The 24,592-nt window shown below is 66.3% G+C and carries 24 protein-coding genes; 15 read left to right on the top strand and 9 right to left on the bottom strand.

Annotation, left to right across the window (positions count from 1 at the left end; translation table 11 throughout):
* Positions 1-6 precede the first annotated feature (6 nt).
* The 4 genes from murJ to JN302_RS01270 all read left to right on the top strand — a co-directional run bounded on the left by murJ (position 7) and on the right by JN302_RS01270 (position 4,252).
* Complete coding sequence (gene murJ / locus JN302_RS01285) at positions 7-1,599, top strand: murein biosynthesis integral membrane protein MurJ (RefSeq protein WP_202331332.1); 1,593 nt, start codon at positions 7-9, stop codon at positions 1,597-1,599.
* A 252-nt stretch (positions 1,600-1,851) separates the two neighbouring features.
* Positions 1,852-2,919 carry a tryptophan--tRNA ligase gene (gene trpS / locus JN302_RS01280; protein ID WP_202309743.1) on the top strand — a complete coding sequence of 356 codons (1,068 nt, stop codon included), beginning with the start codon at positions 1,852-1,854 and terminating at the stop codon, positions 2,917-2,919.
* Between the two features lie 111 nt (positions 2,920-3,030).
* Positions 3,031-3,522 (top strand): universal stress protein, encoded by a 492-nt coding sequence (locus JN302_RS01275; RefSeq protein ID WP_202309742.1) that lies wholly within the window; start codon positions 3,031-3,033, stop codon positions 3,520-3,522.
* Positions 3,523-3,682: 160 nt separating this feature from the next.
* The gene (locus JN302_RS01270) at positions 3,683-4,252 is read left to right on the top strand and encodes a NifU family protein (protein ID WP_202309741.1); all 570 of its coding nucleotides are present in this window, start codon (positions 3,683-3,685) and stop codon (positions 4,250-4,252) included.
* A 348-nt stretch (positions 4,253-4,600) separates the two neighbouring features.
* Here the strand turns inward: JN302_RS01270 and JN302_RS01265 are convergent, their stop codons facing one another.
* On the bottom strand, positions 4,601-5,221 hold the full coding sequence (locus JN302_RS01265; protein ID WP_202309740.1) for a L,D-transpeptidase: 621 nt from the start codon (positions 5,219-5,221) through the stop codon (positions 4,601-4,603).
* A gap of 234 nt (positions 5,222-5,455) precedes the next feature.
* Between JN302_RS01265 and JN302_RS01260 the strand changes: the two genes are divergently transcribed.
* On the top strand, positions 5,456-5,956 hold the full coding sequence (locus tag JN302_RS01260; protein ID WP_202309739.1) for an MmcB family DNA repair protein: 501 nt from the start codon (positions 5,456-5,458) through the stop codon (positions 5,954-5,956).
* Between the two features lie 136 nt (positions 5,957-6,092).
* On the opposite strand, the gene JN302_RS01255 is transcribed toward JN302_RS01260, so the two are convergent.
* The 7 genes from JN302_RS01255 to phnF form a co-directional block, all read right to left on the bottom strand.
* Entirely contained in the window at positions 6,093-6,659 is a 567-nt protein-coding gene (locus JN302_RS01255; RefSeq protein WP_202309738.1) for an ActR/PrrA/RegA family redox response regulator transcription factor, read from the bottom strand.
* Positions 6,660-6,805: 146 nt separating this feature from the next.
* The gene (locus JN302_RS01250) at positions 6,806-8,119 is read right to left on the bottom strand and encodes an ActS/PrrB/RegB family redox-sensitive histidine kinase (RefSeq protein ID WP_202309737.1); all 1,314 of its coding nucleotides are present in this window, start codon (positions 8,117-8,119) and stop codon (positions 6,806-6,808) included.
* A 39-nt stretch (positions 8,120-8,158) separates the two neighbouring features.
* Entirely contained in the window at positions 8,159-10,618 is a 2,460-nt protein-coding gene (hrpB, locus tag JN302_RS01245) for an ATP-dependent helicase HrpB (RefSeq protein ID WP_202331331.1), read from the bottom strand.
* Complete coding sequence (locus tag JN302_RS01240; RefSeq protein WP_202309735.1) at positions 10,615-11,262, bottom strand: ATP-binding cassette domain-containing protein; 648 nt, start codon at positions 11,260-11,262, stop codon at positions 10,615-10,617. The genes hrpB and JN302_RS01240 overlap by 4 nt, the downstream gene beginning before the upstream one ends.
* A 13-nt stretch (positions 11,263-11,275) precedes the next feature.
* Positions 11,276-12,955, bottom strand: coding sequence for an ABC transporter permease (locus JN302_RS01235; protein ID WP_202331330.1), 1,680 nt, complete (start codon positions 12,953-12,955; stop codon positions 11,276-11,278).
* Between the two features lie 110 nt (positions 12,956-13,065).
* Positions 13,066-14,325 carry an ABC transporter substrate-binding protein gene (locus tag JN302_RS01230; protein WP_202331329.1) on the bottom strand — a complete coding sequence of 420 codons (1,260 nt, stop codon included), beginning with the start codon at positions 14,323-14,325 and terminating at the stop codon, positions 13,066-13,068.
* 60 nt (positions 14,326-14,385) lie between these two features.
* Positions 14,386-15,129 carry a phosphonate metabolism transcriptional regulator PhnF gene (gene phnF / locus JN302_RS01225; RefSeq protein WP_202331328.1) on the bottom strand — a complete coding sequence of 248 codons (744 nt, stop codon included), beginning with the start codon at positions 15,127-15,129 and terminating at the stop codon, positions 14,386-14,388.
* 109 nt (positions 15,130-15,238) lie between these two features.
* On the opposite strand from phnF, the gene phnG reads away from it, so the two are divergent.
* From phnG to JN302_RS01185, 8 genes are all read left to right on the top strand, one after another.
* Positions 15,239-15,709 carry a phosphonate C-P lyase system protein PhnG gene (gene phnG, locus JN302_RS01220; protein ID WP_202331327.1) on the top strand — a complete coding sequence of 157 codons (471 nt, stop codon included), beginning with the start codon at positions 15,239-15,241 and terminating at the stop codon, positions 15,707-15,709.
* Entirely contained in the window at positions 15,709-16,314 is a 606-nt protein-coding gene (gene phnH / locus JN302_RS01215; RefSeq protein WP_202331326.1) for a phosphonate C-P lyase system protein PhnH, read from the top strand. Before phnG ends, phnH begins: the two co-directional genes overlap by 1 nt.
* Position 16,315: 1 nt before the next feature.
* Positions 16,316-17,416, top strand: coding sequence for a carbon-phosphorus lyase complex subunit PhnI (locus tag JN302_RS01210; protein WP_202331325.1), 1,101 nt, complete (start codon positions 16,316-16,318; stop codon positions 17,414-17,416).
* Positions 17,413-18,297, top strand: a complete 885-nt coding sequence (locus JN302_RS01205) for an alpha-D-ribose 1-methylphosphonate 5-phosphate C-P-lyase PhnJ (RefSeq protein WP_202331324.1) — start codon at positions 17,413-17,415, stop codon at positions 18,295-18,297. The genes JN302_RS01210 and JN302_RS01205 overlap by 4 nt, the downstream gene beginning before the upstream one ends.
* 199 nt (positions 18,298-18,496) lie before the next feature.
* On the top strand, positions 18,497-19,273 hold the full coding sequence (gene phnK, locus JN302_RS01200) for a phosphonate C-P lyase system protein PhnK (protein WP_202309727.1): 777 nt from the start codon (positions 18,497-18,499) through the stop codon (positions 19,271-19,273).
* A gap of 244 nt (positions 19,274-19,517) precedes the next feature.
* Complete coding sequence (phnL, locus tag JN302_RS01195) at positions 19,518-20,225, top strand: phosphonate C-P lyase system protein PhnL (RefSeq protein ID WP_202331323.1); 708 nt, start codon at positions 19,518-19,520, stop codon at positions 20,223-20,225.
* A complete protein-coding gene (locus JN302_RS01190; protein WP_202309725.1) occupies positions 20,222-20,839 on the top strand; it encodes a DapH/DapD/GlmU-related protein in 618 nt (205 codons plus the stop codon). Before phnL ends, JN302_RS01190 begins: the two co-directional genes overlap by 4 nt.
* A gap of 93 nt (positions 20,840-20,932) precedes the next feature.
* Complete coding sequence (locus JN302_RS01185) at positions 20,933-22,060, top strand: Fic family protein (protein WP_202331322.1); 1,128 nt, start codon at positions 20,933-20,935, stop codon at positions 22,058-22,060.
* Positions 22,061-22,079: 19 nt separating this feature from the next.
* Here the strand turns inward: JN302_RS01185 and JN302_RS01180 are convergent, their stop codons facing one another.
* Entirely contained in the window at positions 22,080-22,424 is a 345-nt protein-coding gene (locus JN302_RS01180; protein ID WP_202331321.1) for a GFA family protein, read from the bottom strand.
* A gap of 189 nt (positions 22,425-22,613) precedes the next feature.
* Here JN302_RS01180 and phnC point away from each other — a divergent pair, with 189 nt between their 5' ends.
* A complete protein-coding gene (phnC, locus tag JN302_RS01175; protein ID WP_202331320.1) occupies positions 22,614-23,456 on the top strand; it encodes a phosphonate ABC transporter ATP-binding protein in 843 nt (280 codons plus the stop codon).
* Between the two features lie 84 nt (positions 23,457-23,540).
* A complete protein-coding gene (gene phnD, locus JN302_RS01170) occupies positions 23,541-24,452 on the top strand; it encodes a phosphonate ABC transporter substrate-binding protein (RefSeq protein ID WP_202331319.1) in 912 nt (303 codons plus the stop codon).
* Positions 24,453-24,592: the final 140 nt, after the last annotated feature.

Here is a 24,592-nt window from a genome sequence, read left to right as displayed (position 1 = left end):
GATCCGATGAGTCTCGTAAAGAAATTCGCCACCGTCGCCTCGGGCACGCTGATGAGCCGCGTGCTCGGCTTCACGCGCGAGATGTTCATGGCCGCCGCCCTCGGCACCGGGCCGGTGGCCGATGCCTTCAACGCCGCGTTCCTGTTCCCGAACACCTTCCGCCGGCTGTTCGCCGAGGGCGCCTTCAATACGGCCTTCGTTCCGCTTTTCGCCAAGGAGATCGAGGCCAATGGCATGGACGGGGCCAGGCGCTTCTCCGAGGAAGTTTTCGGCGTGCTGTTCACCGTGCTGCTCGGCCTGACGATCCTGATGGAGCTGTCGATGCCGTTTCTGGTGTCGACCATCGTCGCTCCCGGCTTCGCCGACAATCCCGAGAAGTTCGACCTGGCGACGGCGCTCGCCACCATCATGTTCCCCTATCTCATATGCATGTCGCTGGGGGCGATGATGAGCGGCATGCTGAACTCGTTGCGGCGCTACTTCGCGGCCGCGGTCGCGCCGGTGTTCCTCAACATCATCCTGATCGGCGTGCTGGCCTACGCCTGGTATGAAGGCCATGACGGCCTGCGGGTCGGCTACGCGCTCGCCTGGGGCGTGCTCGCGGCAGGCCTCGTCCAACTCGGCATCGTCTGGATGGCGGTGCGGCACGCCGGCATTTCGATCGGCTTTCGCCGCCCCCGCCTGACCCCGAACGTCAGGCGCCTGCTGGTCCTCGCCTTTCCGGCCGCGATCACCGGCGGCATCACCCAGATCAACCAGCTCATCGGCACGGCGATCGCGTCGGGCAAGGACAGCGCCGTGTCCTCGCTCGCCTATGCCGACAGGGTCTATCAGCTGCCGCTGGGCGTCGTCGGCATCGCCGTCGCCATCGTGCTCCTGCCCGAACTGGCACGGGCCCTGAAGGCCGGCAATCTTGTCGAGGCGGCCAACCTGCAGAACCGGTCGGTCGAGTTCACCCTGTTCCTCACCCTGCCGGCGGCGGCCGCGCTTCTGGTCATGTCGGAGCCGATCGTGCGCGTGCTCTATGAGCGCGGCGCCTTCGCGGCGACCAACAGCACGCCCACCGTGTCGGCGGTCCTGGCGATCTTCGGGCTCGGCCTGCCGGCCTTCGTGCTGATCAAGGCCTTCACGCCGGGTTATTTCGCGCGCGAGGATACGCGCACCCCGATGTGGTTCGCCGCGATCTCGGTGGCTGTGAACATCTCCATCGCGCTGACGCTGTTCCCGTCGATCGGCGCGCCTGCCATCGCCACGGCGTCCGCGATCGCCGGCTGGGTCAATGCTGCCCTGCTGCTCGGCGTCCTGATCCGCCGCGGTCATTGGGGCCGCGACGTGCCGCTTTTGACACGCATCCCGCGGCTGCTCCTCGCGGCAGCGGTCATGGCAGGCTTCCTCTATTTCGCGATTCGGTGGTTCGCGCCGCAACTCGCCTCGGAAGCGCCGCTCCATACCCAGGCCGCGACGCTGGGATGCCTCATAGTGGCCGCCGCCATCATCTATTTTGCCGTCGCCTTCGCCACCGGCGGTGCCAGCCTCGGCATGCTGAAGCGCAATATCAAGCGAGGTGCGAAGACGGCGCCAGTACCCCTGGACGAATAGGCTCGCCTATCTCCTCCTGCCGGGACATCAAACAGGAAGGATTTCGCGTTGGCCATGTCGGGTGTCGCGCCAGAGGCTCCGACAAGATTTCCCTCGGTCGGGCTGCGGGAAAGCACCGATCTGCTCCGGGCGCAGAGGCGGGCCGATCGTTGTTCGCGTTGTGGCGCTTGACCGCCGTTCACGGCTCCGCCATAAGCGCGCTTCGATTTTCGCCGCGCGCGAAACGGCCCTCCACAAGCCACGAGGAACAGCATGAACACCTTCCAGCCGCTCGTCTTCTCCGGCGTCCAGCCGACGGGCAATCTCCATCTCGGCAACTATCTCGGCGCGATCCGTAAATTCGTCGCGCTGCAGGAAAGCTACGACTGCATTTATTGCGTGGTCGACCTGCATGCCCTCACCATCGCGCCCGATCCCGTCGAGCTGATGAGGGCGACCCGCGAGGTCACCGCCGCCTTCCTCGCCGCCGGCATCGACCCGACGAAGCATATCGTCTTCAACCAGAGCCGCGTGGCGCAGCACGCGGAATTGGCCTGGGTGTTCAACTGCGTCGCCCGCATGGGCTGGCTGTCGCGCATGACCCAGTTCAAGGAGAAGGCCGGCAAGGACCGCGAGAACGCCTCGGCGGGGCTGTTCGTCTATCCGAGCCTGATGGCGGCCGACATCCTGGTCTATCGCGCGACCCATGTGCCCGTCGGCGACGACCAGAAACAGCATCTGGAGCTCACCCGCGACATCGCCCAGAAGTTCAACAACGACCATTCGGCGCGCATCGCCGACCTCAGGGTCGGCGTCGAGATGATGATGGGCGAGGAGAAGGTCAACGGCTACTTCCCGCTGACCGAGCCGCTGATCGAAGGCCCGGCACCACGCGTCATGAGCCTGCGCGATGGCCTGAAGAAGATGTCGAAGTCCGACCCGTCGGACCTGTCGCGCATCAATCTCACCGATGATGCCGACACCATCTCCAGGAAGATCCGCAAGGCCAAGACCGACCCGGCGCCACTGCCGTCGGAGCTGGAAGGCCTGAAGGAACGCCCGGAAGCGGAAAACCTGGTCGGTATCTATGCCGCGCTGGCCGACATGACGAGGGAGAAGGTGATCTCGGAATTCGGCGGCCAGCAGTTCTCGGTCTTCAAGCCTGCGCTGGCGGAACTGGCGGTCGAGCGGCTTGCGCCGATCGCCGGCGAGATGCGGCGTATCTCGGCCGATCCCGCTTATGTCGACGGCGTGCTGCGCGACGGCGCGGCCCGTGCCGGCGTGCTGGCCGAGGCCACCATGAAGACGGTTCGGGAGATCATCGGCTTGCTCGGCGACTGAGAGGGTCGACGGTCCGGCGTCTCCGGCAGGTCGGGGCTGCCGAAGGGGTAGCTTGCCCGTCGATGCGACCGGTGGCAAATTGCCGCCTGAATCGAGACGGACAGGAGAGCGATGGTTTCCAAACGCCTGAGCCGCGAGGTCGGCCACCGCCGCAAGTTCCTCGCCATCATCGATGATACGCCCGAATGCGAGCGCGCCGTCGCCTATGCGTCGCGTCGGGCCAAAAGCACCAGTGGCGTGCTGGTCATGCTCTACGTGATCGAGCCCGGCGACTTCCAGCATTGGCTGGGCGTGGAGAAGATCATGCGCGCCGAGGCCATGGAAACCGCCCAGGCCGCGCTGGACGGTTTCGCCACCACGGTGCGCGAGCAGATCGGCGTCGAGCCGGAGCTGGTCGTGCGCGAAGGCAAGCCGGCGGAGGAGATCCACAAGCTGATCGAGGAAGACCAGGACATCGCGATCCTGGTTCTGGCCGCAGGCGCCGGCAAGGAAGGGCCGGGGCCGCTGGTCGCGTCGATCGCCGGCAAGGGCGCTGCCTTCCCGATTCCGGTCACGGTCGTGCCGCAGAACCTGTCCGACGAGGACATCGAGAGCCTGGCCTAGGCAGGCATTCGTTGGCTTGCCAAGGAATGCCTGCCTAGCAAAAGAATCCGGCGAGAGGCGCCTGCGGCGAAGCGTTTCGCTTGAAGATCGCATCGTCTGAGCCTATTTAGAATTATTCCAAAGAAAGCGGCCTGCAGCGGCGGGCCTGGAGATTCGGACAATGTTCATCCAGACCGAGGCGACTCCCAATCCGGCGACGCTGAAATTCCTGCCGGGCAAGGAAGTCCTTGCCGAAGGCACGGCCGATTTCCGCGACGCCGAGAGCGCGCGACAGGCGTCGCCCCTGGCCGGCCGGCTTTTCGACATTCCTGGTGTGACCGGCGTGTTCTTCGGCTACGACTTCATCACCGTCACCAAGGATGGGCCCGACTGGCAGCATCTCAAGCCGGCCATCCTCGGCTCGATCATGGAGCATTTCATGTCGGGTGCGCCCGTCATGGCGGTCGGCGGCACGCCGACGGCCGCCGATGAAGACGGCGAGTTCTACGACAAGGCCGACGAGGAGATCGTCGTCACCATCAAGGAACTGCTCGACACCCGCGTACGGCCCGCCGTGGCGCAGGACGGCGGCGACATCACCTTCCGCGGTTACGAGAACGGCACCGTGTTCCTGCACATGAAGGGCGCCTGCTCCGGCTGCCCGTCGTCCACGGCCACGCTGAAGCACGGCATCCAGAACCTGCTGCGCCACTTCGTTCCCGAAGTGGAGCATGTCGAGCAGGTCGCCTGACGGTTTTTTTCGGCTCCAGGATCGGAGCCGCCTGCGAGGTGAACCCCTCATCCGACCGCGCTTCGCGCGGCCACCTTCTCCCACAAGGGGACCCACAAGGGGAGAAGGGAACGCGCTGCAGCAACGTCTCCGTCAATCGCAAACGCTGGCAATTTGCAACGGCCGCTAGGCCAGGCTCCGGCCTTCTCCCCTTGTGAGAGAAGGTGGGCTCGCGCAGCGAGGTCGGATGAGGGGTCGGCCGGCCGTGACATAGGCGCCCGCAATCCCGAAAAGCACGCAACAAAAAACCGGGCCCCCCAGCCCGGTTTTTCGCTTACGGACGTCGCTGTTGCCGAGACGGTCCGCTGCTTATTTCACGATGACCTTGGCGCCGACTTCGACGCGGTTGTAGAGGTCGATGATGTCCTGGTTCATCAGGCGGATGCAGCCCGACGACATTGCCTTGCCGATGGAGAACCATTCCGGCGTGCCGTGCAGCCGGTAGCCGGAATCGCCGCCCTTGTTGAAGAGATAGAGCGCGCGGGCGCCGAGCGGATTGGTCAGGCCGGGCGGCATGCCGCCCCTCCATTTGGCGAGTTCCGGCTGGCGCTGGATCATCGCTCCGGGCGGGGTCCATGTCGGCCATTCGCGCTTCAGCGCGATGCGGGCCGTGCCCGACCATTCGAAGCCTTCACGGCCGACGCCGATGCCGTAGCGCACCGCCTTGCCGTCCGGAAGGACGTAGTAGAGGAACTTGTCGCCGGTATCGACGATGACGGTGCCCGGCTTCTCGCCGGTATCGTAGCGGACGATCTGGCGGTGATACTTGCGGTCGACCTTGTAGATCGGGACCGATGGGAGCTGGTAGCCTGCGTCTCTCCTGGAGCCGTAGTCCGACGAAAATACCGAAAACGGAGCGCCGCTGATACAGCCTGAAAGGGCAGTGGTCATCGCCACTGCGGCCACGGCCAAGAAGGATTTCATCCGCATGCTTGGTCTATGTCCCCGAACTGAGCCGATGCAGCCCGATTCGGGCCGTATTTCCGCCTGTATTGTTAATTGGTGGTTTATTTGCTTGCCAAGGGCCGATGCCCCGGCATGACGTCGTCGACCGCCGGCTATGACATTTTGGCAACAGGTGTTCACAGGGCGTGAACGCTGCGCGACGAGCCTCTTGCCGCAAAAAGGGTTCAAAACGTGAACATTCGGTGGCATGGTGACCCCATGCCCATCGTTTCCCCGATTCTTGCCAACCCGCTCGCCGACGGCCGCCAGTCGGAACGCGCCATGATCATCCGCCGCGGCGTGCAGCGGCTGCTTACCGAAATGGGCGCGCATGTGCTTCCCGAACTGTCGCTGGCGACCGGGCGACGCGCCGATCTCGTCGCGCTCACCCGGCAGGGCGACATCTGGATCATCGAGATCAAATCCTCGATCGAGGATTTCAGGGTCGATCGCAAATGGCCGGACTACCGGCTTCATTCGGACCGCTTCTTCTTTGCCACGCACCCTGAGGTGCCGGCGTCGATCTTCCCGGAGGAATGCGGTTTCATCCTTTCCGACGGCTATGGCGCGGAGATCCTTCGCGACGCGCCCGAGCACCGGATGGCGGCAGCGACCCGCAAGGCCCTGATGCTCAGGATCGCAAGAGCCGGCGCCGCGCGCCTGCTGGCCGCCGAGATGGCCGGCGTGCCGGTGCCGGTTCTTGATGGCGAGAGTGAATGAAGGGAGCGAATAGCGAGTAGCCAATAGCGAATAGGGAAGAAGAGCTTGCCGGCCAACGCAACTGCGCCGGCTGACAGCATCAATCCCCCTATTCGCTATTCGCTACTCGCTATTCGCTACTCGCTATTCGCTAATCTCACCTCGGCGCCCGCTTCGCCAGGATCCGCTGCAGCGTGCGTCGATGCATGTTCAGCCGGCGGGCGGTTTCGGAGACGTTGCGGTCGCACATCTCGTAGACGCGCTGGATATGTTCCCAGCGTACCCGGTCGGCAGACATCGGATTCTCCGGCGGCGCGGCGCGTTCGCCGGTCGTGCGGGTGAGGGCGGCGTAGATGTCGTCGGCATCGGCCGGCTTCGAGAGATAGTCGATGGCGCCGAGCTTGACCGCCGTCACCGCGGTCGCGATGTTGCCGTAGCCGGTCAGGATGATGGTGCGCGAATCGGTCCGCTTCTCGCGGATCGCAGCCACGACGTCGAGGCCGTTGCCGTCGCCGAGCCGCATGTCGATGACTGCATAGGCCGGTGCATTGGCACGGGCCTTGCCCACGGCCTCCTCGACGCTCTCGGCCGTATCGACGGCAAAGCCGCGTATCTCCATCGCCCGGGCGAGACGCGTCAGGAACGGCTTGTCGTCATCCACGATCAGCAGCGAAGTATCGCCTTCGAGCACGCCTGCCTGCGCGGCTTCGGGTTCCGTGGTCATAGCCTTGTCCGTCGTCTGTTGTCTTCCTGCCACATATATTGGTTTGTGCGCCAAAATCCAAACCGCCGGCCCGGTGGTGATTACCGCAGTGGTCAGCCCGAACCGCTGAGAGAACGGGTAAGCCGATGCGCCCGTGATTCCCGGGTTTACGCCGGCATCTTCACCGCCGCCGCGACGGGGCCTGCAAAGACCTGCTTCGGCCAGACCACCGAAACGATGGCGCCCTGTCCCTGCAGGAAGGAATTGTGGAACTTCATTGTCGCGCCGGAGCGCTCCAGAAGGGTCTTGGCGATGAAAAGGCCGAGGCCCAGTCCGCCGCCGAGTTCGGAGCCGCGCCGCGTCGACATATAGGGCTCGCCGATGCGGTCGATGATGTCGGGCGGGAAACCCTGACCATCGTCGACGACGGTGATGGCGACGGTATCGGCGTTCCAGCTCCAGCTCAGCGTGACGGTGGATTGCGCGAAGTCGACGGCGTTCTCGACGAGATTGCCGAGCCCGTAGATGACGCCCGGGTTGCGGCGCGCGACCGGCTCCGGCCCGACGCGCTCGCCGGGTTCCAGCTTTATCGCGATGCCGAAATCCCGGTGCGGTGCGATCACCTCCTCGATCAGCGAGGTCAGCGGTAGCTGCGCCAGATGTTCCTCGCTTTCCGACGACAGGCTGGTGAGCCGCTTCAGGATCTCGCGGCAGCGCTCGCTCTGGCTGCGCAGCAGGGTGACGTCCTCCTGGAAGCGGGGGTCGGCGCCGAGCGCGCGCTCCATCTCCTTGGCGACCAGGGCGATGGTGGCGAGCGGCGTTCCGAGCTCATGCGCGGCCGCTGCGGCGAGGCCATCGAGCGCCGAAAGGTGCTGTTCGCGCTGCAGCACGAATTCGGTCGCCGCCAGCGCGTTGGCCAGCAGCCGCGCTTCCTGCGCCACCCGATAGGCATAGACGGCGGTGAAGGTGATGCTCGCAACCACGGCCACCCACATGCCCGCGACATAGATGAAGGGCATTACGAGCTCGTTGCCGGACACCCAGGGCAGCGGCAGGTGATAGAAGACCAGCGCCGTGGCCGCTGCGACCATCAGGCCGCCGATCGCCGCGGTCATGCGCAAGGGCAGCGACGTTGCCGAGATCACCACCGGCACCGCCATCAGCGGCGAGAAGGGGTTGGTCAGGCCGCCCGTGATGAACAGCAGCCCGACCAGCTGGAGGGCGTCGAAGATGAGGATCGACAGCGCCGCCGCCGGCCCGAGCCGATGGGCGGCGGGATAGCGGAAGGCCAGATAGAGATTGAGCCAGGCCGAGCAGGCGATCAGCGCGAAGCAGTAGCTGACGGGCAGGGGGAACTCGAGCCCGTAGGCCACGAAGACGACGGTCACGCTCTGGCCGACGATGGCCAGCCACCGCAGCCGGATAAGCGTGTTCAGCCGCAGCCCGTTGCTTTGCGGATCGTGAGGGCGAAGTTCCTGCATGGATCGTATATGCGCCACTGCCGGGACGAGGGCAAACGGCTATTTTATCCTCGGCTTGGCCCGGTTGGTCGCGGCCGTATTGATCGGGTCGTCGGGCCAGACATGCCTGGGATAGCGGCCACGCATATCGGTGCGCACATCGGCCCAGGAGCCGCGCCAGAAGCCGGGCAGGTCGCGGGTCGTCTGGATGGGGCGGTGCGCCGGCGACAAGAGTTCCAGCGTCAGCGGGACGGTGCCTCCGGCGATGGCCGGATGACGGTCGAGGCCGAACAGTTCCTGCACGCGTATGGCGAGCACGGGCGCTTCGCCGTCGTAGCGGATCGGCACATGGCTGCCCGAGGGCGCATCGAAATGTGTGGGGGCGAGGGCTGCGATCCTGCGCTGCAGGTCGTGCGGCACCTGCGACAGGAGCCCGGCCTGGATGGCGCCGGGATCGATGCGCGAGAAGGCGGCTTCGCCCGCGAGGAAAGGCAGCAGCCAATCCTCCAGCGTGTCAATCAATGCCTTGTCCGACATATCGGGCCATGGGGCGCCGAGGCCGCTGTGCAGCCATTGCAGCCGGTGGCGCAGCGTCTCGGCCTCCTTGCTCCACGGCAGGAGGCCAAGGGCATGGGTCCGGATCGCGTCCAGTATGGCCTGGTCGGCCTCGGCGCCGGTCGGCGCGGGCAGCATTCGTTCGGACAGCAGGATGGCGCCGAGCCTTGCGGTCTCGCGCACGCGGACTGCGCGCCGCGCCGGATCGAAGGCGCTTTCGGTCCTGCGTTCGACGCGATCGCCGAGCGCGGCAAGGATATCGGCTTCGGCCACCGGCGCGGCTGCCGCGATCCGCGCATTCTGGGCCCTGCCCTGCAGGTCGACGACCACGAGGAAGTCCTCGCCGGCGAGCGGATCGGCGGCGTCGACCGAGGCGCCCCGACCATTGGCGAGCACGAAGCGGCCCCGCTCGCCGCGGGCCTTGGCGACGCGGTCGGGCCAGGCCTGGAGCAGAAGCGTTCCGGCGGAAGAGGGTTGCTGAGGTCGCGACCCGCCGCCGGCCTGCCGTGCCAGCCGTTCGGCGAGCTGGCGCGCGGCAGCGGCGCGCGGCGATTTCTCGCTACGGAACCGCGCGAGCCGCCGCTCCAGGTCGGGGCTGTCGCCGCCGAGGCCGCGTTCGGTAAGCAGAACGGCCAGTGTCGCGGCCTCTTGCGCCTCGCCCGAGCGGGCCGCTTCGGCAACCATATGCGAGAGCCTCACCGGTAGCGCCAGCCGGCGCATCGCTTCCCCGCCTGGCGTCAGCCGTCCTGCGGGATCGATGGCGTGAAGGGCGAGGAGCAAGGCTCGCGCCTCGGCCAGGGCGGGGGCCGGCGGCGGATCGAGGAAGGCGAGGCTCGTGGGATCGGCGACGCCGAAGGCGGCGCAATCGAGCACCAGTCCGGAAAGGTCGGCTTCGAGGATCTCGGGCGGCGTGAAGGCGGGCAGCGCGGCGGTCTGCTCGGCCCGCCACAGCCGGATCGCGACGCCGGGCTGGGTCCTGCCGGCGCGGCCGGCCCGCTGGAGCGCCGACGCCTGGCTGACGCGCACCGTCTCGAGCCGGGTCAGGCCGGTCGCCGGCTCGTATCGCGGCAGGCGCGATAATCCGGAATCGATGACCACGCGCACCCCGTCGATGGTGATCGAGGTTTCGGCGATCGAGGTCGCCAGCACCACCTTGCGGCGGCCTTCGGGCGCGGGGCGGATCGCTGCATCCTGCGCCTTGCCGTCGAGCTGGCCGTAAAGCGGCACCACGTCGACGTGCTCGGGCAGCCTGCCGGCCAGCCGCTCGGCAGTCCGTTCGATTTCGCGCTGGCCCGGCAGGAAGGCGAGCAGGCTGCCGGGCTCGGCTGCCAGGGCCTCGCGGATTGCCTTCGCCATGGCGTCTTCGATCGCGACGCCAGCGGGGCGCTCGTCGTGGCGCAACTCGACGGGGAAGGAGCGGCCCTCGCTTTCGATGACCGGCGCATCGCCGACGAGCTGCGCCACGCGCGCTCCGTCGAGTGTCGCCGACATGACGACAAGGCGCACATCCGGTCGCAACGCCCCCTGGACGTCGAGCGCCAGCGCCAGGCCGAAGTCGCCGTCGAGCGAGCGTTCGTGGAACTCGTCGAAGATGATCGCCGCGATACCGGAGAGCTCGGGGTCGTCGAGGATCATGCGCGACAGGACGCCTTCAGTGACGATCACGACGCGTGTCGCCTTCGAGATGCGGTTCTCCATGCGCATCGCGTAGCCCACAGTCTGGCCGGGCTCCTCCCCGAGCAGTGACGCCATGCGCCGCGCAGCCGCGCGCGCCGCGAGCCGTCGCGGTTCGAGAAGCAGGATGCGTCCGTCGCCGCGCCATGCTGCATCCAGCAGAGCGAGCGGAACCAGCGTCGTCTTGCCGGCGCCGGGCGGTGCGACCAGCACCGCGTTAGGGCCGTCCCGGAGCGCTTGCTGCAGTGCCGGCAGCACGGACGTCACGGGGAGTTCCGGCAGCCGGATCATGGCTGGTCCCCGATGCGCACGATCGAGCCGCCGGCGGCCATCGCATCGGCCTGGTCATGGGTCACGAGCACCACGGGAAGCCTCGCCTCCCTGGCCTTGGTGAAGACCAGCTCGCGCATCTGCTGGCGCAGCTCCTGGTCGAGCTTCGAGAACGGCTCGTCGAGCAGCAGCAGGCGCGGAGAGGAGACGAGCACGCGTGCCAGCGCCACGCGGGCCTTCTGTCCGCCCGACAGCGTGTCGGGGTCACGCTCGCCGAGGCCAGCGAGGCCGACGCCGGCCAGAGTCTCCTCGGCCAGCGCCAGGCGGTTCTGCCTGCCTTTAAGGCCGGGCGCCATGGCGAAGGCCACGTTGCCGGCGACTGTCATGTGTGGAAACAGAAGCGGGTCCTGGAAGAGCAGGCCGGCGTGACGATCCTCGGCGGGCAGCGCGCTCAGCTCGATGTCGTCGACGAACACCTTGCCGCTCGCCGAGAAGGCCGGGTCCAGAAAGCCCCCGATATAGGCGAGCAGCGTCGACTTGCCTGAGCCGGATGGCCCCATGACCGTCAGCACGGCGCCGGGCGCGACATGGCCGGCGACCGAAAGCAGGGTGCGCCCGTCGAGCCGTATCGACACATGATCGAGGAAAAGGCCTGATTTCGTCATTCTTCCCGGGGGCTCAGACGCGCAGCGCGCGACGGCGCCGGAATATCAATGCCGGCACGGCCGTGGCAACCAGAAAGCCCAGCGCCGGCAGCATCATCTGGAAGAAGGCGTAGACGCCGATGACGCGGCGATTGCCGCCCGAGGCGAGGGCGACCGCTTCGGTGGTGATCGTTTCCAGCCGGCCGGCGCCGATCAGCACAGTCGGCAGGTACTGGCCGACCGAGACGGCGAAGCCGACCGCCGCAGCCGTCAGCACGGCCGGCAGGAGCATCGGCAGGCGGACGTGGAAGAGCGTGGTCCGCCGCGATTTGCCGAGACCGGCGGCGACCGCGTCGTAGCGCCGGTCATAGGCCCGCCACGGATCGGACAGCGACAGGAAGACATAGGGCAGGACAAAGATCAGATGCGCGAAGACGAGTGCCGAGAGGCCGGCCACGGCGCCGGAAAACGCGAAGAGAAGCTGCAAGCCGAAGAGGAAGGCGACCTGCGGGACGATCAGCGGCAGATAGATGAGGACGAGGGCCAGGCGGCCGCCGGTGCGGCCGGTCTCGAGCTCGCGCACGAGGCATAGAATCGCAAGCAGCACTGCGGTAAGCGTCGCGGCAAATGCGACGAGCAAGGTCGTCGCCAGCGGCGCGGCGATGCGGGGCAGGGATTTCGCCCAGCCCGCCATGGTGAAGCTCTCGGGCAATGCGTCGGGAAATTGCCAGAGGCCGGCGACGGACCAGAGGCATAGCACGGCCAGCCCGCCCGATATCACCACTGCCGGAACGAGCATGGCGAACAGCGCCACCCGGCACAGCCAGGCGTCGTGCCGAAGCCTGAGGCCGGCGAGAGCCGCACGGTCACGGATCGCCGCGCCAAGCCGTTCCAGTCCGACCCATGCGAGAAGTGCGGTCCCCGTGAGTGCGAGTTGCAGAACCGCGCCAGCCGATGCGACGAAACGCATGTCCAGATCCGGATCGTTCATCCAGCCGAGGAGCCGCACCGCGAGCGGCGGGGGCGCGGTCGGTCCGAGGATCGCCGCCACGTCGACCACCGACGTAGCGAAGGCGATGACCGCGAAGACGGCGAGCCGCATCTGCCGGTAGAGCGAAGGCCAGAGCCCGAACAGGAAGCCGGCGATGTGGCCGTAGCCGAGCGTGCCCGCGAGCGCTCGGGTCCTGGCGACGTCGAGTTGGGGCAGGGCGGCGAGTGCGATGAGGAGCAGGAACGGAATCTCCTTCACCGCCAGCCCGGCCATCATCGAAAGGCCGAAGGGGTCGTTGACGACAAGAAGGTCGGGCGGTCTCGACCATCCCGTCAGTTCCGGCGAGATCAGGCGAGAGATCATGCCTGACGGTGCAATGAGGAAGGCGAGGCCGAAGGCCGCCGCGGCGTGCGGAACGGAGAGCAGCGGCGAGATCAGGTGCCGGACCCTTGCGAAGGCGCGGGTTCCGGCCCAGGCCGCCACGAAGAGCATGACGACCAGAACCGATATTGCCGTCGTGACGAGGCCCGAGGCCAGAGAGAGCATGACCGAGGTGAGGATACCAGGCGCGGCGAAGAGCCTTGCCGCATGGTCCGATGTCAGGCGCGTCCCGCCGAGCGACGGCAGATAGCCCAGCGCGGGAAGCAGCGTCCCGGCGAGCCCGGCCAGGATCGGACCCGCCAGGAGCGCGATCGCCAGCGGCGGACCGAGCCGGGTCAGCATGGCAAAGCAGGTGGACGTGCTTTCATCTCGCGTCGCGCCGTGCCGTTGCTGTTAATCGTCTGAGGTGGACAGGGGGCTGAGCGCCAGCTTTCCCGACTACGGCCAAGCGGCTAGTTCCCGACGCCATAACGCCGCTTCCATTCCTCGTCGATGCGCTCCATCCAGCTCGGATGCGGCTCGTCCAGCGCCGGGCCGAGCCTGTCGGGCGGCAAGGTTGCGACGCCCAGATCCAGAGCCGCGAAACGCGCCCGGTCCCCGGCGTCGAGTTTCGACATGGCAAGCACGGTCGGATCGCCCCAGCCCTTCGGGTCCTGCTTGCGGGCCTGGGCCTCGGGCGACAGCAGGAAGTCGGCCACGACGAGCGCGCCCGCCTTGGCGGCGGCGTTGTAGGGTATGGTCACGAAATGCGTGTTGGCGAGCGTGCCGGCCGGGAAGGTGAAGGAGCGCACGGTATCGGGCAGTTCGCCTGACGCGATCGCGTTCGAGGCTTCCGATGGATTGAAGGCGAAGATGATGTCCACCTCGCCGTCGGCCAGTAACTGCTTCATCGCCGGATAGTTCTGCGGAAAGGCTCTTCCGGAACGCCAGAGAACGGGGTTCAGCGCGTCGAGATAGGAAAAGAGCGGGGCCGTCACCGCGGCGAAACGGGTCTCATCGACCGGCTTTGTCAAGACCGACCGGTCGGTGACCACCTCGGAAAGCACCTGTTTCAGGAAGGACGTGCCGGTGAAATCCGGCGGCTGCGGATAGGTGAAGCGGCCGGGGTGCTGCCTGGCCCATTCCAGCAAGGCCTTTGCCGATGTCGGCATCGTCTCGGGCGCTGTCCTTGCCGTGTCTTGGAAGAAGACCAGCTTGGCCATGCCCCACGGGCTTTCGAGGCCCTCCACCGGTATTGTGAAGTCGGTGCGGATGGTCGGCTTGCCCTCGACGTCGACATATTTCCAGTTGGGCAGCTTCTCGGCCCAGCCCGGAGACATCAGCAGGCCCTGGCGTTTCATGGAGGCGAAGTTCTCGCCATTGATCCAGATGAGATCGACCGTGCCGCCTTCGTTCCTGCCGGCCGCCTTCTCGGCCACCACCTTGGCGACCGCATTGGCCGTGTCGTCGAGCTTCACCTGGACGAGTTTCACGCCGTAGCGGCGCGCCACCTCGCCTGCCGTCCATTCGATATAGGTGTTGACGTTCTCGGCCCCGCCCCAGGCATTGAAGTAGACGGTCTCGCCCCTGGCCTCGGCAAGAACTTTGTCCCATTGCGCCGGATCGGGATCGCCCGCAAAGGCGCACAGCGTCATGGTGGCCAGGGCGGCGGCGCAAACCAGCAGTCTTTTCAAGGATGGACCTCCGGCGATTGTCGGAAACGGTTTGAACATGGCGCCCGAAGGCCGGTCAATCGAGGCCTCGGATAATGTCGTCAAATCGGTGTGACCGGGTTAGCTCTGGACCGTCAGTTCCACGCGGTCGGCAGCGAACCTTGTCTCGGCAAACTGGATCGGGCGACCGTCGGTGTCGACATTGACCGCGACCGCGACCAGCACGATCGCGCCGGGCGAGAGCTTGAGGTCGGCCAAGTCGGCCGCGTCGGCGTGCCTGGCGGAGACGAGCGTCGACTTGCGGAAATAGTCGTCGACGCCGAACCGCTTGAGTGCGAGCGTGATCGAACCGGTGTCGGCAAAGGCCGCCTCGAAGCCGGCAAAACGCTTCGCGTCGAACCAGCTCGCGGCGCGCGACACCGGGCGCCCGTCGGCCTCGCTCAAGGTTTCCAGGCGTATGACGGGCGCGCCCTCGGCGAGATCGAGCGCCTCGGCGACCCGAGCCTTCGCGGGCTCGGTCGCATGTGCCAGAAGGCTGCCGCGTCGGTCGCGTGCCTGGCCCTCCAGCCCGGCCGAGAAGCGTGTCCGCGCCGAGATCGGATAGGTCAGCCTCTGGCGGCGTTCGATGAAGGTCCCGCGGCCCTGTTCCGCGCGCAGCACTCCTTCCTGGACAAGCGCGGAGATCGCCGCGCGCACCGTGTGGCGGTTGACGCCGAAACGCTCCGACAGCACCAGCTCCGGCGGCAGCCGGTCGTCCTCGCCCAGCGTGCCGGCAGCGATGCCCTGCCGGATGCGGTCGGCGATCTGCCGCCACAACGCCACGCCGCTTCGCCTTTCCATGTTGGATGGTTCAGTCTTGGTCATCTTTTCCCGCCCCTGTCACGAACGCGTCATGGACGCGCGCTAGAGGTCTGTTATAATTTGTTCGGTTGTATATAACAATAGACAAATAACCGAATTCAGCGAGGCACGAATGAAGACGGATCGTCGACAGGAAAAGGAAATGGAGGCGGCACGCAAGGCGGCGATGACCGCCCTGGCGTCGGCGCCCGGCGACATGCTGAAGCGGGTCTGGGCCGATGCCGGCTTCGAGGTCGAGGCGCATCCGGTGCGTGGCCCCGAGACCGGCCTCGTCACGGTGCGCGGCCGGATCGGCGGCGGCGGTGCGCCCTTCAACTTCGGCGAGGCCACGGTGACCCGCGCCACGGTCAAGCTTGCTACCGGCGAGGTCGGTCATGCCTATGCTCTCGGCCGCGACAAGGAGAAGGCGCTGATGTCGGCGATTGCCGATGCGTTGTGGCAGGACCCCGCCCGGCGGGCCGATGTCGAAGCCAGGGTCATCGCGCCGCTGCGCGCAGCACTTGCAGAGGCCGATGACCGCCGTCGTGCCGAGACCGCGGCGACGAAGGTCGATTTCTTCACCATGGTACGCGGAGAGGACTGATGCTCGATCAAACGATAGACGGCGGCTTCGAGAATCCGGTCTTCGATGCGCAGACCGTATTCCGCGCCGTCATGGACGCCATGGCGCGGCCGGGAACGGTGCGGCCTCTGCCTGGTTTCGCCCGCCCGCCTGCGCCCTTGTCGCCGGCCGCCGCCGCGGTAGCCCTCACCCTTTGCGACCACGATACGCCGGTCTGGCTGGATCCGTCGCTGCAGGCTTCCCAGGCGGTGCGGTCCTGGCTCGGCTTCCACAGCGGCGCTCCGCTCGCGGACAGGCCAACAGAAGCCCATTTCGCCATTGTTGCGAACCCTGCGGAACAGATCGCGCTGGAGAATTTCGCGCAAGGCACGCAGGAATATCCGGACCGCTCCGCGACGCTCGTGCTGCAACTCGCCGGGCTTTCGGCCGGTCCGGGGCTGCAACTCGAAGGGCCCGGCATCGAGACGACGGCGACAATCTCGCCTTCGCCGCTGCCGCGTCATTTCGTCGAGCAGTGGAAGCAGAACAACCAGCGTTTCCCGCGCGGCATCGACGTGATCCTGGCGGCGCCCGAAGGCATCGCCTGCCTGCCGCGCACGACGCGCATCAAGATGATGGAGGGCTGACATGTATGTTGCCGTGAAGGGCGGCGAGGCCGCCATCGAGAACGCCCACAGGCTGCTCGCCGACCGCCGCAGGGGCGACCGCTCGGTGCCGGCGCTGCGCATCGACCAGATCGTCGAACAGCTCGGCCTCGGCGTCGACCGGGTGATGAACGAGGGCTCGCTCTATGACAAGGAACTCGCCGCGCTCGCCGTCATCCAGGCGCGGGGCGATCTGATCGAGGCGATCTTCCTCGTCCGCGCCTATCGCACCACGCTGCCGCGCTTCGGCTATACGCGGCCGGTCGACACCGGCGCCATGCTGGTCGAGCGGCGCGTCTCCGCCACCTACAAGGACCTGCCCGGCGGCCAGCTGCTCGGGCCGACCTTCGACTATACCCACCGCCTGCTCGATCCCGGGCTGGCTACCGGCGCGCCGGTCGACGAGGCCGAGCGGCGCGAAGCTTCCCCCGAGCGCATGCCGCGCGTTTCCGAGATTCTTGCCCATGAGGGACTGATCGAGGCCGACGGCGAGCTGCCGGAGGATCACACCACGGGCGACATCACCCGTGAGCCGCTGGAGTTCCCGATGGAGCGCGACATCCGCCTGCAGGCCCTGTCGCGCGGCGACGAGGGTTTCCTGCTGGCGCTTGGCTACTCCACCCAGCGCGGCTATGGGCGCAACCATCCCTTCGTCGGCGAAATCCGCATCGGCGAGGTCGAGCTGGAGCTCGACGTGCCCGAGCTTCCGTTCTCCGTCCCGCTCGGCCGCGTCCGGGTGACCGAATGCCAGATGGTGACCCAGTTCAAGGGCTCGGCCAAGGCGCCGCCGCAGTTCACCCGGGGTTATGGGCTGGTCTTCGGGCAATCCGAACGCAAGGCCATGGCCATGTCGCTGTGCGACCGCGCGCTGAGAGCCCGCGAGTTCGGCGAGGACGTCGTGGCGCCCGCCCAGGACGAGGAGTTCGTCATCTCCCACTCCGACAACGTCCAGGCCACCGGTTTCGTCGAACATCTCAAACTGCCCCACTATGTCGACTTCCAGGCCGAGCTCGACCTCGTGCGGCGCATGCGCGCCGAACACGACGCGCGGGAACGGACCGAAACGCGGGAGGCTGCGGAATGAACATCCAGGCGACTGATATCGCGTCCTACAACTTCGCCTATCTCGACGAGCAGACGAAGCGCATGATCCGGCGGGCGATCCTCAAGGGCATAGCCATTCCGGGCTACCAGGTGCCTTTCGCGTCGCGCGAAATGCCGATGCCCTACGGCTGGGGCACCGGCGGCGTACAGGTGACCGCCTCGATCATCGGGCCCGACGACGTGCTGAAGGTCATCGACCAGGGCGCCGACGACACTACCAACGCCGTGTCCATCCGGGCCTTCTTCCGCAAGGTAGCCGACGTGGCGGTGACGACCGAAACGGCCAGGGCGACGATCATCCAGACACGCCACCGCATCCCGGAATATCCGCTCAGCGAAGGCCAGACGCTGGTCTACCAGGTCCCGATTCCCGAGCCCTTGCGCTTCCTCGAACCGCGCGAGACCGAGACGCGCAAGATGCACGCCCTCGAGGAATACGGGCTGATGCATGTGAAGCTCTACGAGGATATCGCCAGGCATGGCCGCATCGCCACGACCTATGACTATCCGGTGAAGGTCGAGGGGCGCTACGTGATGGATCCTTCGCCGACGCCGAAATTCGACAATCCCAAGATGCATATGTCGCCGGCGCTCCAGATCTTCGGCGCCGGCCGCGAGAAGCGCATCTACGCCCTTCCGCCTTTCACGGAAGTGGTGAGCCTCGACTTCGAGGACCATCCCTTCGAGATCCAGACCTTCGACCAGCCTTGCACCCTGTGCGGGGCGAGCAACGTCTATCTCGACGAAGTGATCCTCGACGACCGCGGCGGGCACATGTTCGTCTGCTCCGACACCGACCACTGCGAGAAACGGCGGGAAGAAGGGCATGTGGGGCACCTGGCGGCGGAGACACAGCGATGACGGCGGGCGTGGATCACCCCCCTCTGGCCTGCCTGATATCTCCCCCTCAAGGGGGGAGATCGGCTGTGGCACCGACTACCTCATTTTTCAACGTTCTCGATTGGCGACTGCAGTTCGGCCGTCGGATCTCCCCCCTTGAGGGGGAGATGGCCGGCAGGCCAAAGGGGGGTGACCCCGCATACAGCACGAGGCTGGAGCAATGACCGACGAACCTCTTCTGCGCGTGACGGCGCTGTCGAAATATTACGGCTCCCGCATTGGCTGCGAGAACATCACTTTCGACCTGTGGCCGGGCGAGGTGCTGGCGGTGGTCGGCGAGTCCGGTTCGGGCAAGACGACGCTGCTCAACTGCCTGTCCACGCGGCTCTTGCCGACATCGGGCACGGCCAGCTACCGGATGCGCGATAGTGTCTTCCGCGACCTCTACCGCATGAGCGAGGCCGAGCGCCGGTTTCTCATGCGCACCGACTGGGGTTTCGTCCACCAGAACCCGGCCGACGGCTTGCGCATGACCGTTTCGGCCGGCGCCAATGTCGGAGAGCGGCTGATGGCGGTGGGCGACAGGCATTACGGCCGCATCCGCTCGACCGCGGTTGACTGGCTGTCGCGCGTCGAGATCGGCGAGGATCGCATCGACGACGAGCCGCGCGCCTTCTCAGGCGGCATGCGCCAGCGGCTGCAGATCGCGCGCAATCTCGTCACCGGCCCGCGCCTCGTCTTCATGGACGAGCCGACGGGCGGCCTCGACGTCTCGGTGCAGGCGCGCCTGCTCGATCTCCTGCGCGGACTGGTCACCGACCTCGGGCTCGCCGCGATCGTCGTCACCCACGACCTCGCCGTGGCGCGGCTGCTGTCGCAGCGCATGATGGTGATGAAGGACGGCCATGTGGTCGAGACCGGCCTTACCGATCGCGTGCTCGACGATCCGCGCGCGCCCTACACCCAGCTTCTCGTCTCATCGATACTGCAGGTTTGAAAATGTTCGCTATGGAAAACGCCGGCCAAGCGGGGCGTTCCGTCGCGCCCCCCTCTGTCCTGCCGGACATCTCCCCCACAAGGGGGGAGATCGGCTGTCACCCCCACCTTCGCCAATCGTCTGCGTTTCAGAACAATTGCATCCGACGCGGCCGTCCGATCTCCCCCCTTGTGGGGGAGATGTCCGGCAGGACAGAGGGGGGCAACGTAGGGCGTCACGCAAGAAAGGAAGGGGAGGCACGCTGATGTCGACGCCGCTCGTCGTTTCCGAAGTCGCCAAGAGCTTCACCATGCATCTGCGCGACGGCATCCGCCTGCCTGTCGTGGCCGGCGTCTCCTTCGCGCTGAGATCGGGTGAATGCGCTGTGCTCGGTGGCCCTTCCGGCGCGGGCAAGAGCTCGATCCTGAAGATGGTCTACGGCAACTATGCCGTCGACGAAGGCCAGATCATCGTCAGCCATGACGGCCATCTGGTCGACCTCGCCGCCGCGACGCCGCGCACGGTGCTCGCCATCCGCCGCGACACGATCGGCTATGTCAGCCAGTTCCTGCGCACGGTGCCGCGCGTCTCGGCGCTCGACGTCGTCGCCGAGCCGCTGGTCGCGCGCGGCGAGGAGAAGGAGGCCGCGCGATCGCAGGCCCGGGAATATCTGGCGCGGCTCAACCTTCCCGAACGGCTCTGGTCGCTGCCGCCCGCCACCTTTTCGGGCGGCGAGCAGCAGCGCGTGAACATCGCGCGCGGCTTCATCACCGCCCATCCGATCCTCCTGCTCGACGAACCGACCGCCTCGCTCGACGCGAAGAACCGCGAGGTGGTGATCCGGATGATCGAGGAGAAGAAGAAGGCCGGCGTCGCGCTGCTCGGCATCTTCCACGATGCGGATGTACGCGAAGCGGTCGCCGACCGGATCATCGACGTCACCGAATTCGCGGCCGGGAGGATCGCTGCATGAGAAAGAAACTCTCGGAAACGCCGCTCGTCCACGAGACGGCGGACGTCCAGGCCTCCACGCTCGGCCGCTACACGGAGATCGCCGAGCGCTGCCGGGTGCAGGAGACCGAACTGGGCGACTATTCCTACATGATGCAGGACTGCTCGGCCTGGTGCGTCACGATCGGCAAGTTCTCCAACATCGCGGCAAGCGTCCGCATGAACGCGACCAATCATCCGGTGTCGCGCCCGACGCTTCATCACTTCACCTACCGGGCCTCGGACTATTGGGACGATGCCGAGCACGAGGCGGACTTCTTCGCCATGCGCCGCGCGAGACGCGTGACCATCGGCCATGACACCTGGCTCGGCCATGGCGCGACCATCCTGCCGGGCGTCACCGTCGGCGACGGCGCGGCGGTGGGGGCAGGCGCGGTCGTGTCGAAGGACGTCGCGCCCTACACGATCGTCGGCGGCGTGCCGGCCCGGCCGATCCGCGAGCGCTTCGACCGCCGGACCGCCGAACGCTACCAGGCACTAGCCTGGTGGGACTGGGACCATATCAGGCTGCGCGCCGCGCTCGACGATTTCCGCGGGCTGTCCGCGGAGGCGTTCCTGGAGAAATACGGCGGATAGAATAAGCTCGATGCGGAGATAGGCTCGACTAATATCCGCATCCTTGCGGATATTAGTCTTGTTAAGCTCCGCATCGGCGTCTAGTTTCGATGGATGGCCTACATCTGGCAATCGCCTGACTGGCCGGCTTTCCGCTGGCGCGATGAAGAGCTGACGACGCAACTCGTCGCGGTGCGCCACGAGCAGGGCAGACTATTCGGCCGCATTGAGGTGCTCGGCTTCAAGGTCCGGGAAGACACGCTGCTTCAGACGCTCACAGAAGACGTCGTGAAGAGTTCCGCAATCGAAGGTGAGCGGCTGGACGAACAGCAGGTACGATCCTCCCTGGCGCGCCGGCTCGGCATCGACATCGACGGCTTCGTGGCGCTCGACAGGTCCGTAGAGGGCATCGTGCACATCACGCTCGACGCGACGATGAACTGCTGGAAGCCGCTGACGGCCGAACGGCTTTTCCAGTGGCACGCCGCCCTCTTTCCGACCGGCCGCAACGAATGGGGACAAAAGCTCCGTGTCGGCGCCTGGCGCAACGATTCGAGGGGGCAGATGCAGGTGGTGTCCGGCTCGTTCGGCCGCGAGAAGGTGCATTATGTCGCCCCTCCCGCTGGTCTGCTGGAGGCCGAGATGACGGCCTTTCTCAATTGGTTCAATGCCGCGCCTGCGATCGATCCGACCCTGAAAGCGGCCGTCGCTCACCTCTGGTTCGTCGCGATCCACCCATTTGACGACGGCAATGGTCGTATCACGCGCGCCATCGCCGACATGGCGCTCGCACGTGCCGACGCCGGACCACAACGGCTCTACTCGATGTCGGCCGCCATCGAGCGGGCGCGGCGCGACTACTACGATGTTCTCAAGGTGACTACGAGCGGCGAAGACCTCGACGTGACGCGGTGGAACCGATGGTTCGTGGATCGCCTCGGCCACGCCGTCTCCAACGCCATGGCCACCCTGGACAGTGTGATGTTCAAGGCCCGTTTCTGGCAGACATATTCGGCGCTCGATCTGAATGCCCGCCAGGCAAAGGTGCTCGATCGCCTGCTCGAGGGCGACTTCGAAGGCAAATTGACGTCAACCAAATGGGCGAAGCTGGCGAAGACCTCGCAGGATACGGCCGCACGCGACATTGCGGATCTTGTCGCCAAGGGTCTGCTACAAAAGAGCGCTGCAGGCGGGCGCAGCACCGCCTACGAGTTGATCGCGAGCCTGCCGTCAACGGACTGAACGACGCAGCCCTGCCAATTCACCGGCTGCGGCCGTCGAACGGTATGCGCTGCAGGGTCGAGAGGTCGATCTCCTCGATGCAGCGCACATTGATCGAGGCCATCTCCCGTCCCTTCGGATCGACCCCGAAGCCGAATGGCGCGCAGCCGCAGTTCCTGCAGAACAGATGGTCGATGACGTGCTTGTTGAACTTGTATGTCGCCAGCGCCTCGGGCGGCGTGTGGAGCGTCAGCTTGTCACGCGGCACGAACCACAGGAGGTAGCCCTTGCGGCTGCAATGCGAGCAATTGCATTCGATGACGCTGCCCGGCTCGTCCTCGACGTCGAACGCGACATTCCCGCAGTGGCAGCTTCCCTTGACCATGGGCTTCCTCCATCGGTTGCATGAGCTGCCAGTCCTACGATTGGCTCCGACCGCAGGCAAACCAGACGCGGCCCTTTCGCACTGTTGAACGTAACAAAACTGACATCATACTGACACCGCCGCTTCATGCTGGTCCGGTAGCGGGTTGTTCCCGACGGGACCGAAGAGTTCCGGGTCAGGGAAGCTGTCATGCTTGAGATCCGCAACGTCACTCGCCGCTTCGGCGCGAACACTGCTGTCGGCGGCGTCGTCCTCGACATCCCGCAGGGCCAGATGGTCGGCATCATCGGCCGCTCCGGCGCCGGCAAGTCGACGCTTCTTCGCATGATCAACCGTCTCATCGACCCCAGCCAGGGGTCGATTCTGTTTGAGGGGACCGACGTCTCCAAGCTGGCGGGCTCGGCGCTGCGCCGGTGGCAGCGCGACTGCGCCATGATCTTCCAGCAGTTCAACCTCGTTCCTCGGCTCGACGTGCTGGCCAATGTGCTGCTCGGCCGCCTCAATCACCGTTCGACCGCCCTCAACCTTCTCAACATCTTCTCCCGCGAGGAACGCGCCATGGCCATCTCGGCGCTGGAGCGTCTTGATATCGCGCGCACCGCGCTGCAGCGCGCCGGCACGCTTTCGGGCGGCCAGCAGCAGCGCGTCGCCATCGCCCGCGCCCTGATGCAGCAGCCGAGGATGATCCTAGCCGACGAGCCGATCGCCTCGCTCGATCCACTGAACGCCAAGGTGGTGATGGATGCGCTAGCCGACATCAACCGCCGCGAGGGGATCACCGTCATCACCAACCTGCATACGCTCGACACGGCCCGCGCCTATTGCAACCGCATCATCGGCATGGCCGCCGGCCGGGTCGTCTTCGACGGCGCCCCAAGTGATCTCGACCGTGACGCCGTGCGGCTTGTCTATGGCGCCGACGGCGACGGCAACGAGATTTCAGAGGCCATCACCTCGACCAGCATCCACAGCGGAAAGCCCAGGAAATTCCAATCCGCCGGACCGCTCGAACCCGCCTTTGCCGGGCTCTGAGCTTCGCGATCGCCTTGCCCGCGTAACGGGCCTCAACACGACATCCGGTCCGGCATCGCGCGGACGACAACAGGAGAGACATCCATGTTCAGGAAGATCCTTTTCGGCGCCGTATCTCTCGTGGCCATGGCCGTGGGCGCGGCCCAGGCCGAGGACCTCAAGGAGTTCCGCATCGGCCTGATCGGCGGCGAGAACGAAGCCGACCGCCTGCGCAACTTCCAGTGCCTGGTCGACCAGCTTCCCTCGGTGCTCGGCGTCGAGAAGGTGTCGCTGTTCCCGGCCGCCGACTATGACGGCACCATCCAGGGCCTGCTCGGCGGCACGCTCGACTATGCCGAACTCGGCGCTTCGGGCTATGCCAAGATCTATCTGCAGAACGACAAGGCGGTCGAGCCGATCCTGACCACCGTCCAGACCGACGGCGCCACGGGCTACTACTCGATCATGGTGGCCCGCAAGGATTCCGGCATCAAGTCGCTCGCCGACCTGAAGGGCAAGAAGCTCGGCTTCGCCGATCCCGACTCCACCTCGGGCTACCTGATCCCCGTCACCTCGCTGCCGGCCGATCTCGGCAACACTCCGGTGAAGGACTATTTCGGCGAGACCGGCTTCGGCGGCGGCCATGAGAACCTGGTGCTGGAGGTGTTGAAGGGCACCTTCGCTGCCGGCACGACCTGGGGCTCCGGCGTCGGCGAATTCTCGGAAGGCTACACCTCCGGCAACCTCAGGAAAATGGTCGACAAGGGCATCCTCGACATGGACGACCTCGTCGAGATCTGGAAGTCGCCGCTGATCCCGAACGGTCCGATCGTCGTGCGCACCACGCTCGACGCCGACATCAAGACCAAGTTCAAGGACTTCATGCTGAAGCTGCCGGAAACCGACGCGGCCTGCTTCTCGGCGATCCAGGGCGGCGACTTCAAGAGCTTCACCGAGGTCACGCCGGAGTTCTACGCGCCGATCATCGCCGCCCGCAAAGCGCAGATCGGCGGTTGAGCCGTCAGGCTTTTCGAGCGCGCCGCGGGGCAACCGCGGCGCGCTTGTCTTATGTCGAGGGAGAGAGCTTTCGACCGTAGTTTGGCCCCTCATCTGCCTGCCGGCATCTTCTCCCCGTGAAGGACGGGGAGAAGACGGCT

This window comes from Mesorhizobium sp. L-8-3 (genome assembly GCF_016756615.1).
Classification (GTDB): Bacteria; Pseudomonadota; Alphaproteobacteria; order Rhizobiales; family Rhizobiaceae.
The sequence above is the reverse complement of the archived record's forward strand: the minus strand, read 5'-3'. Positions and strand labels throughout refer to the sequence as shown.

What these genes read in the sequence shown, in the direction of transcription:
- JN302_RS01265 (WP_202309740.1), bottom strand. Translation starts at nt 5,221, where the DNA reads ATGCGGATGAAATCCTTCTTGGCCGTGGCCGCAGTGGCGATGACCACT.
- phnL (WP_202331323.1), top strand. Translation starts at nt 19,518, where the DNA reads ATGTCGACGCCGCTCGTCGTTTCCGAAGTCGCCAAGAGCTTCACCATG.
- JN302_RS01210 (WP_202331325.1), top strand. Translation starts at nt 16,316, where the DNA reads ATGTATGTTGCCGTGAAGGGCGGCGAGGCCGCCATCGAGAACGCCCAC.
- JN302_RS01270 (WP_202309741.1), top strand. Translation starts at nt 3,683, where the DNA reads ATGTTCATCCAGACCGAGGCGACTCCCAATCCGGCGACGCTGAAATTC.
- JN302_RS01240 (WP_202309735.1), bottom strand. Translation starts at nt 11,262, where the DNA reads ATGACGAAATCAGGCCTTTTCCTCGATCATGTGTCGATACGGCTCGAC.
- phnK (WP_202309727.1), top strand. Translation starts at nt 18,497, where the DNA reads ATGACCGACGAACCTCTTCTGCGCGTGACGGCGCTGTCGAAATATTAC.
- JN302_RS01230 (WP_202331329.1), bottom strand. Translation starts at nt 14,325, where the DNA reads ATGTTCAAACCGTTTCCGACAATCGCCGGAGGTCCATCCTTGAAAAGA.
- phnC (WP_202331320.1), top strand. Translation starts at nt 22,614, where the DNA reads ATGCTTGAGATCCGCAACGTCACTCGCCGCTTCGGCGCGAACACTGCT.
- JN302_RS01275 (WP_202309742.1), top strand. Translation starts at nt 3,031, where the DNA reads ATGGTTTCCAAACGCCTGAGCCGCGAGGTCGGCCACCGCCGCAAGTTC.
- JN302_RS01190 (WP_202309725.1), top strand. Translation starts at nt 20,222, where the DNA reads ATGAGAAAGAAACTCTCGGAAACGCCGCTCGTCCACGAGACGGCGGAC.
- JN302_RS01205 (WP_202331324.1), top strand. Translation starts at nt 17,413, where the DNA reads ATGAACATCCAGGCGACTGATATCGCGTCCTACAACTTCGCCTATCTC.
- JN302_RS01235 (WP_202331330.1), bottom strand. Translation starts at nt 12,955, where the DNA reads ATGCTGACCCGGCTCGGTCCGCCGCTGGCGATCGCGCTCCTGGCGGGT.
- hrpB (WP_202331331.1), bottom strand. Translation starts at nt 10,618, where the DNA reads ATGATCCGGCTGCCGGAACTCCCCGTGACGTCCGTGCTGCCGGCACTG.
- murJ (WP_202331332.1), top strand. Translation starts at nt 7, where the DNA reads ATGAGTCTCGTAAAGAAATTCGCCACCGTCGCCTCGGGCACGCTGATG.
- trpS (WP_202309743.1), top strand. Translation starts at nt 1,852, where the DNA reads ATGAACACCTTCCAGCCGCTCGTCTTCTCCGGCGTCCAGCCGACGGGC.
- JN302_RS01255 (WP_202309738.1), bottom strand. Translation starts at nt 6,659, where the DNA reads ATGACCACGGAACCCGAAGCCGCGCAGGCAGGCGTGCTCGAAGGCGAT.
- phnG (WP_202331327.1), top strand. Translation starts at nt 15,239, where the DNA reads ATGAAGACGGATCGTCGACAGGAAAAGGAAATGGAGGCGGCACGCAAG.
- JN302_RS01250 (WP_202309737.1), bottom strand. Translation starts at nt 8,119, where the DNA reads ATGCAGGAACTTCGCCCTCACGATCCGCAAAGCAACGGGCTGCGGCTG.
- JN302_RS01260 (WP_202309739.1), top strand. Translation starts at nt 5,456, where the DNA reads ATGCCCATCGTTTCCCCGATTCTTGCCAACCCGCTCGCCGACGGCCGC.
- JN302_RS01180 (WP_202331321.1), bottom strand. Translation starts at nt 22,424, where the DNA reads ATGGTCAAGGGAAGCTGCCACTGCGGGAATGTCGCGTTCGACGTCGAG.
- phnD (WP_202331319.1), top strand. Translation starts at nt 23,541, where the DNA reads ATGTTCAGGAAGATCCTTTTCGGCGCCGTATCTCTCGTGGCCATGGCC.
- phnF (WP_202331328.1), bottom strand. Translation starts at nt 15,129, where the DNA reads ATGACCAAGACTGAACCATCCAACATGGAAAGGCGAAGCGGCGTGGCG.
- JN302_RS01185 (WP_202331322.1), top strand. Translation starts at nt 20,933, where the DNA reads ATGGCCTACATCTGGCAATCGCCTGACTGGCCGGCTTTCCGCTGGCGC.
- phnH (WP_202331326.1), top strand. Translation starts at nt 15,709, where the DNA reads ATGCTCGATCAAACGATAGACGGCGGCTTCGAGAATCCGGTCTTCGAT.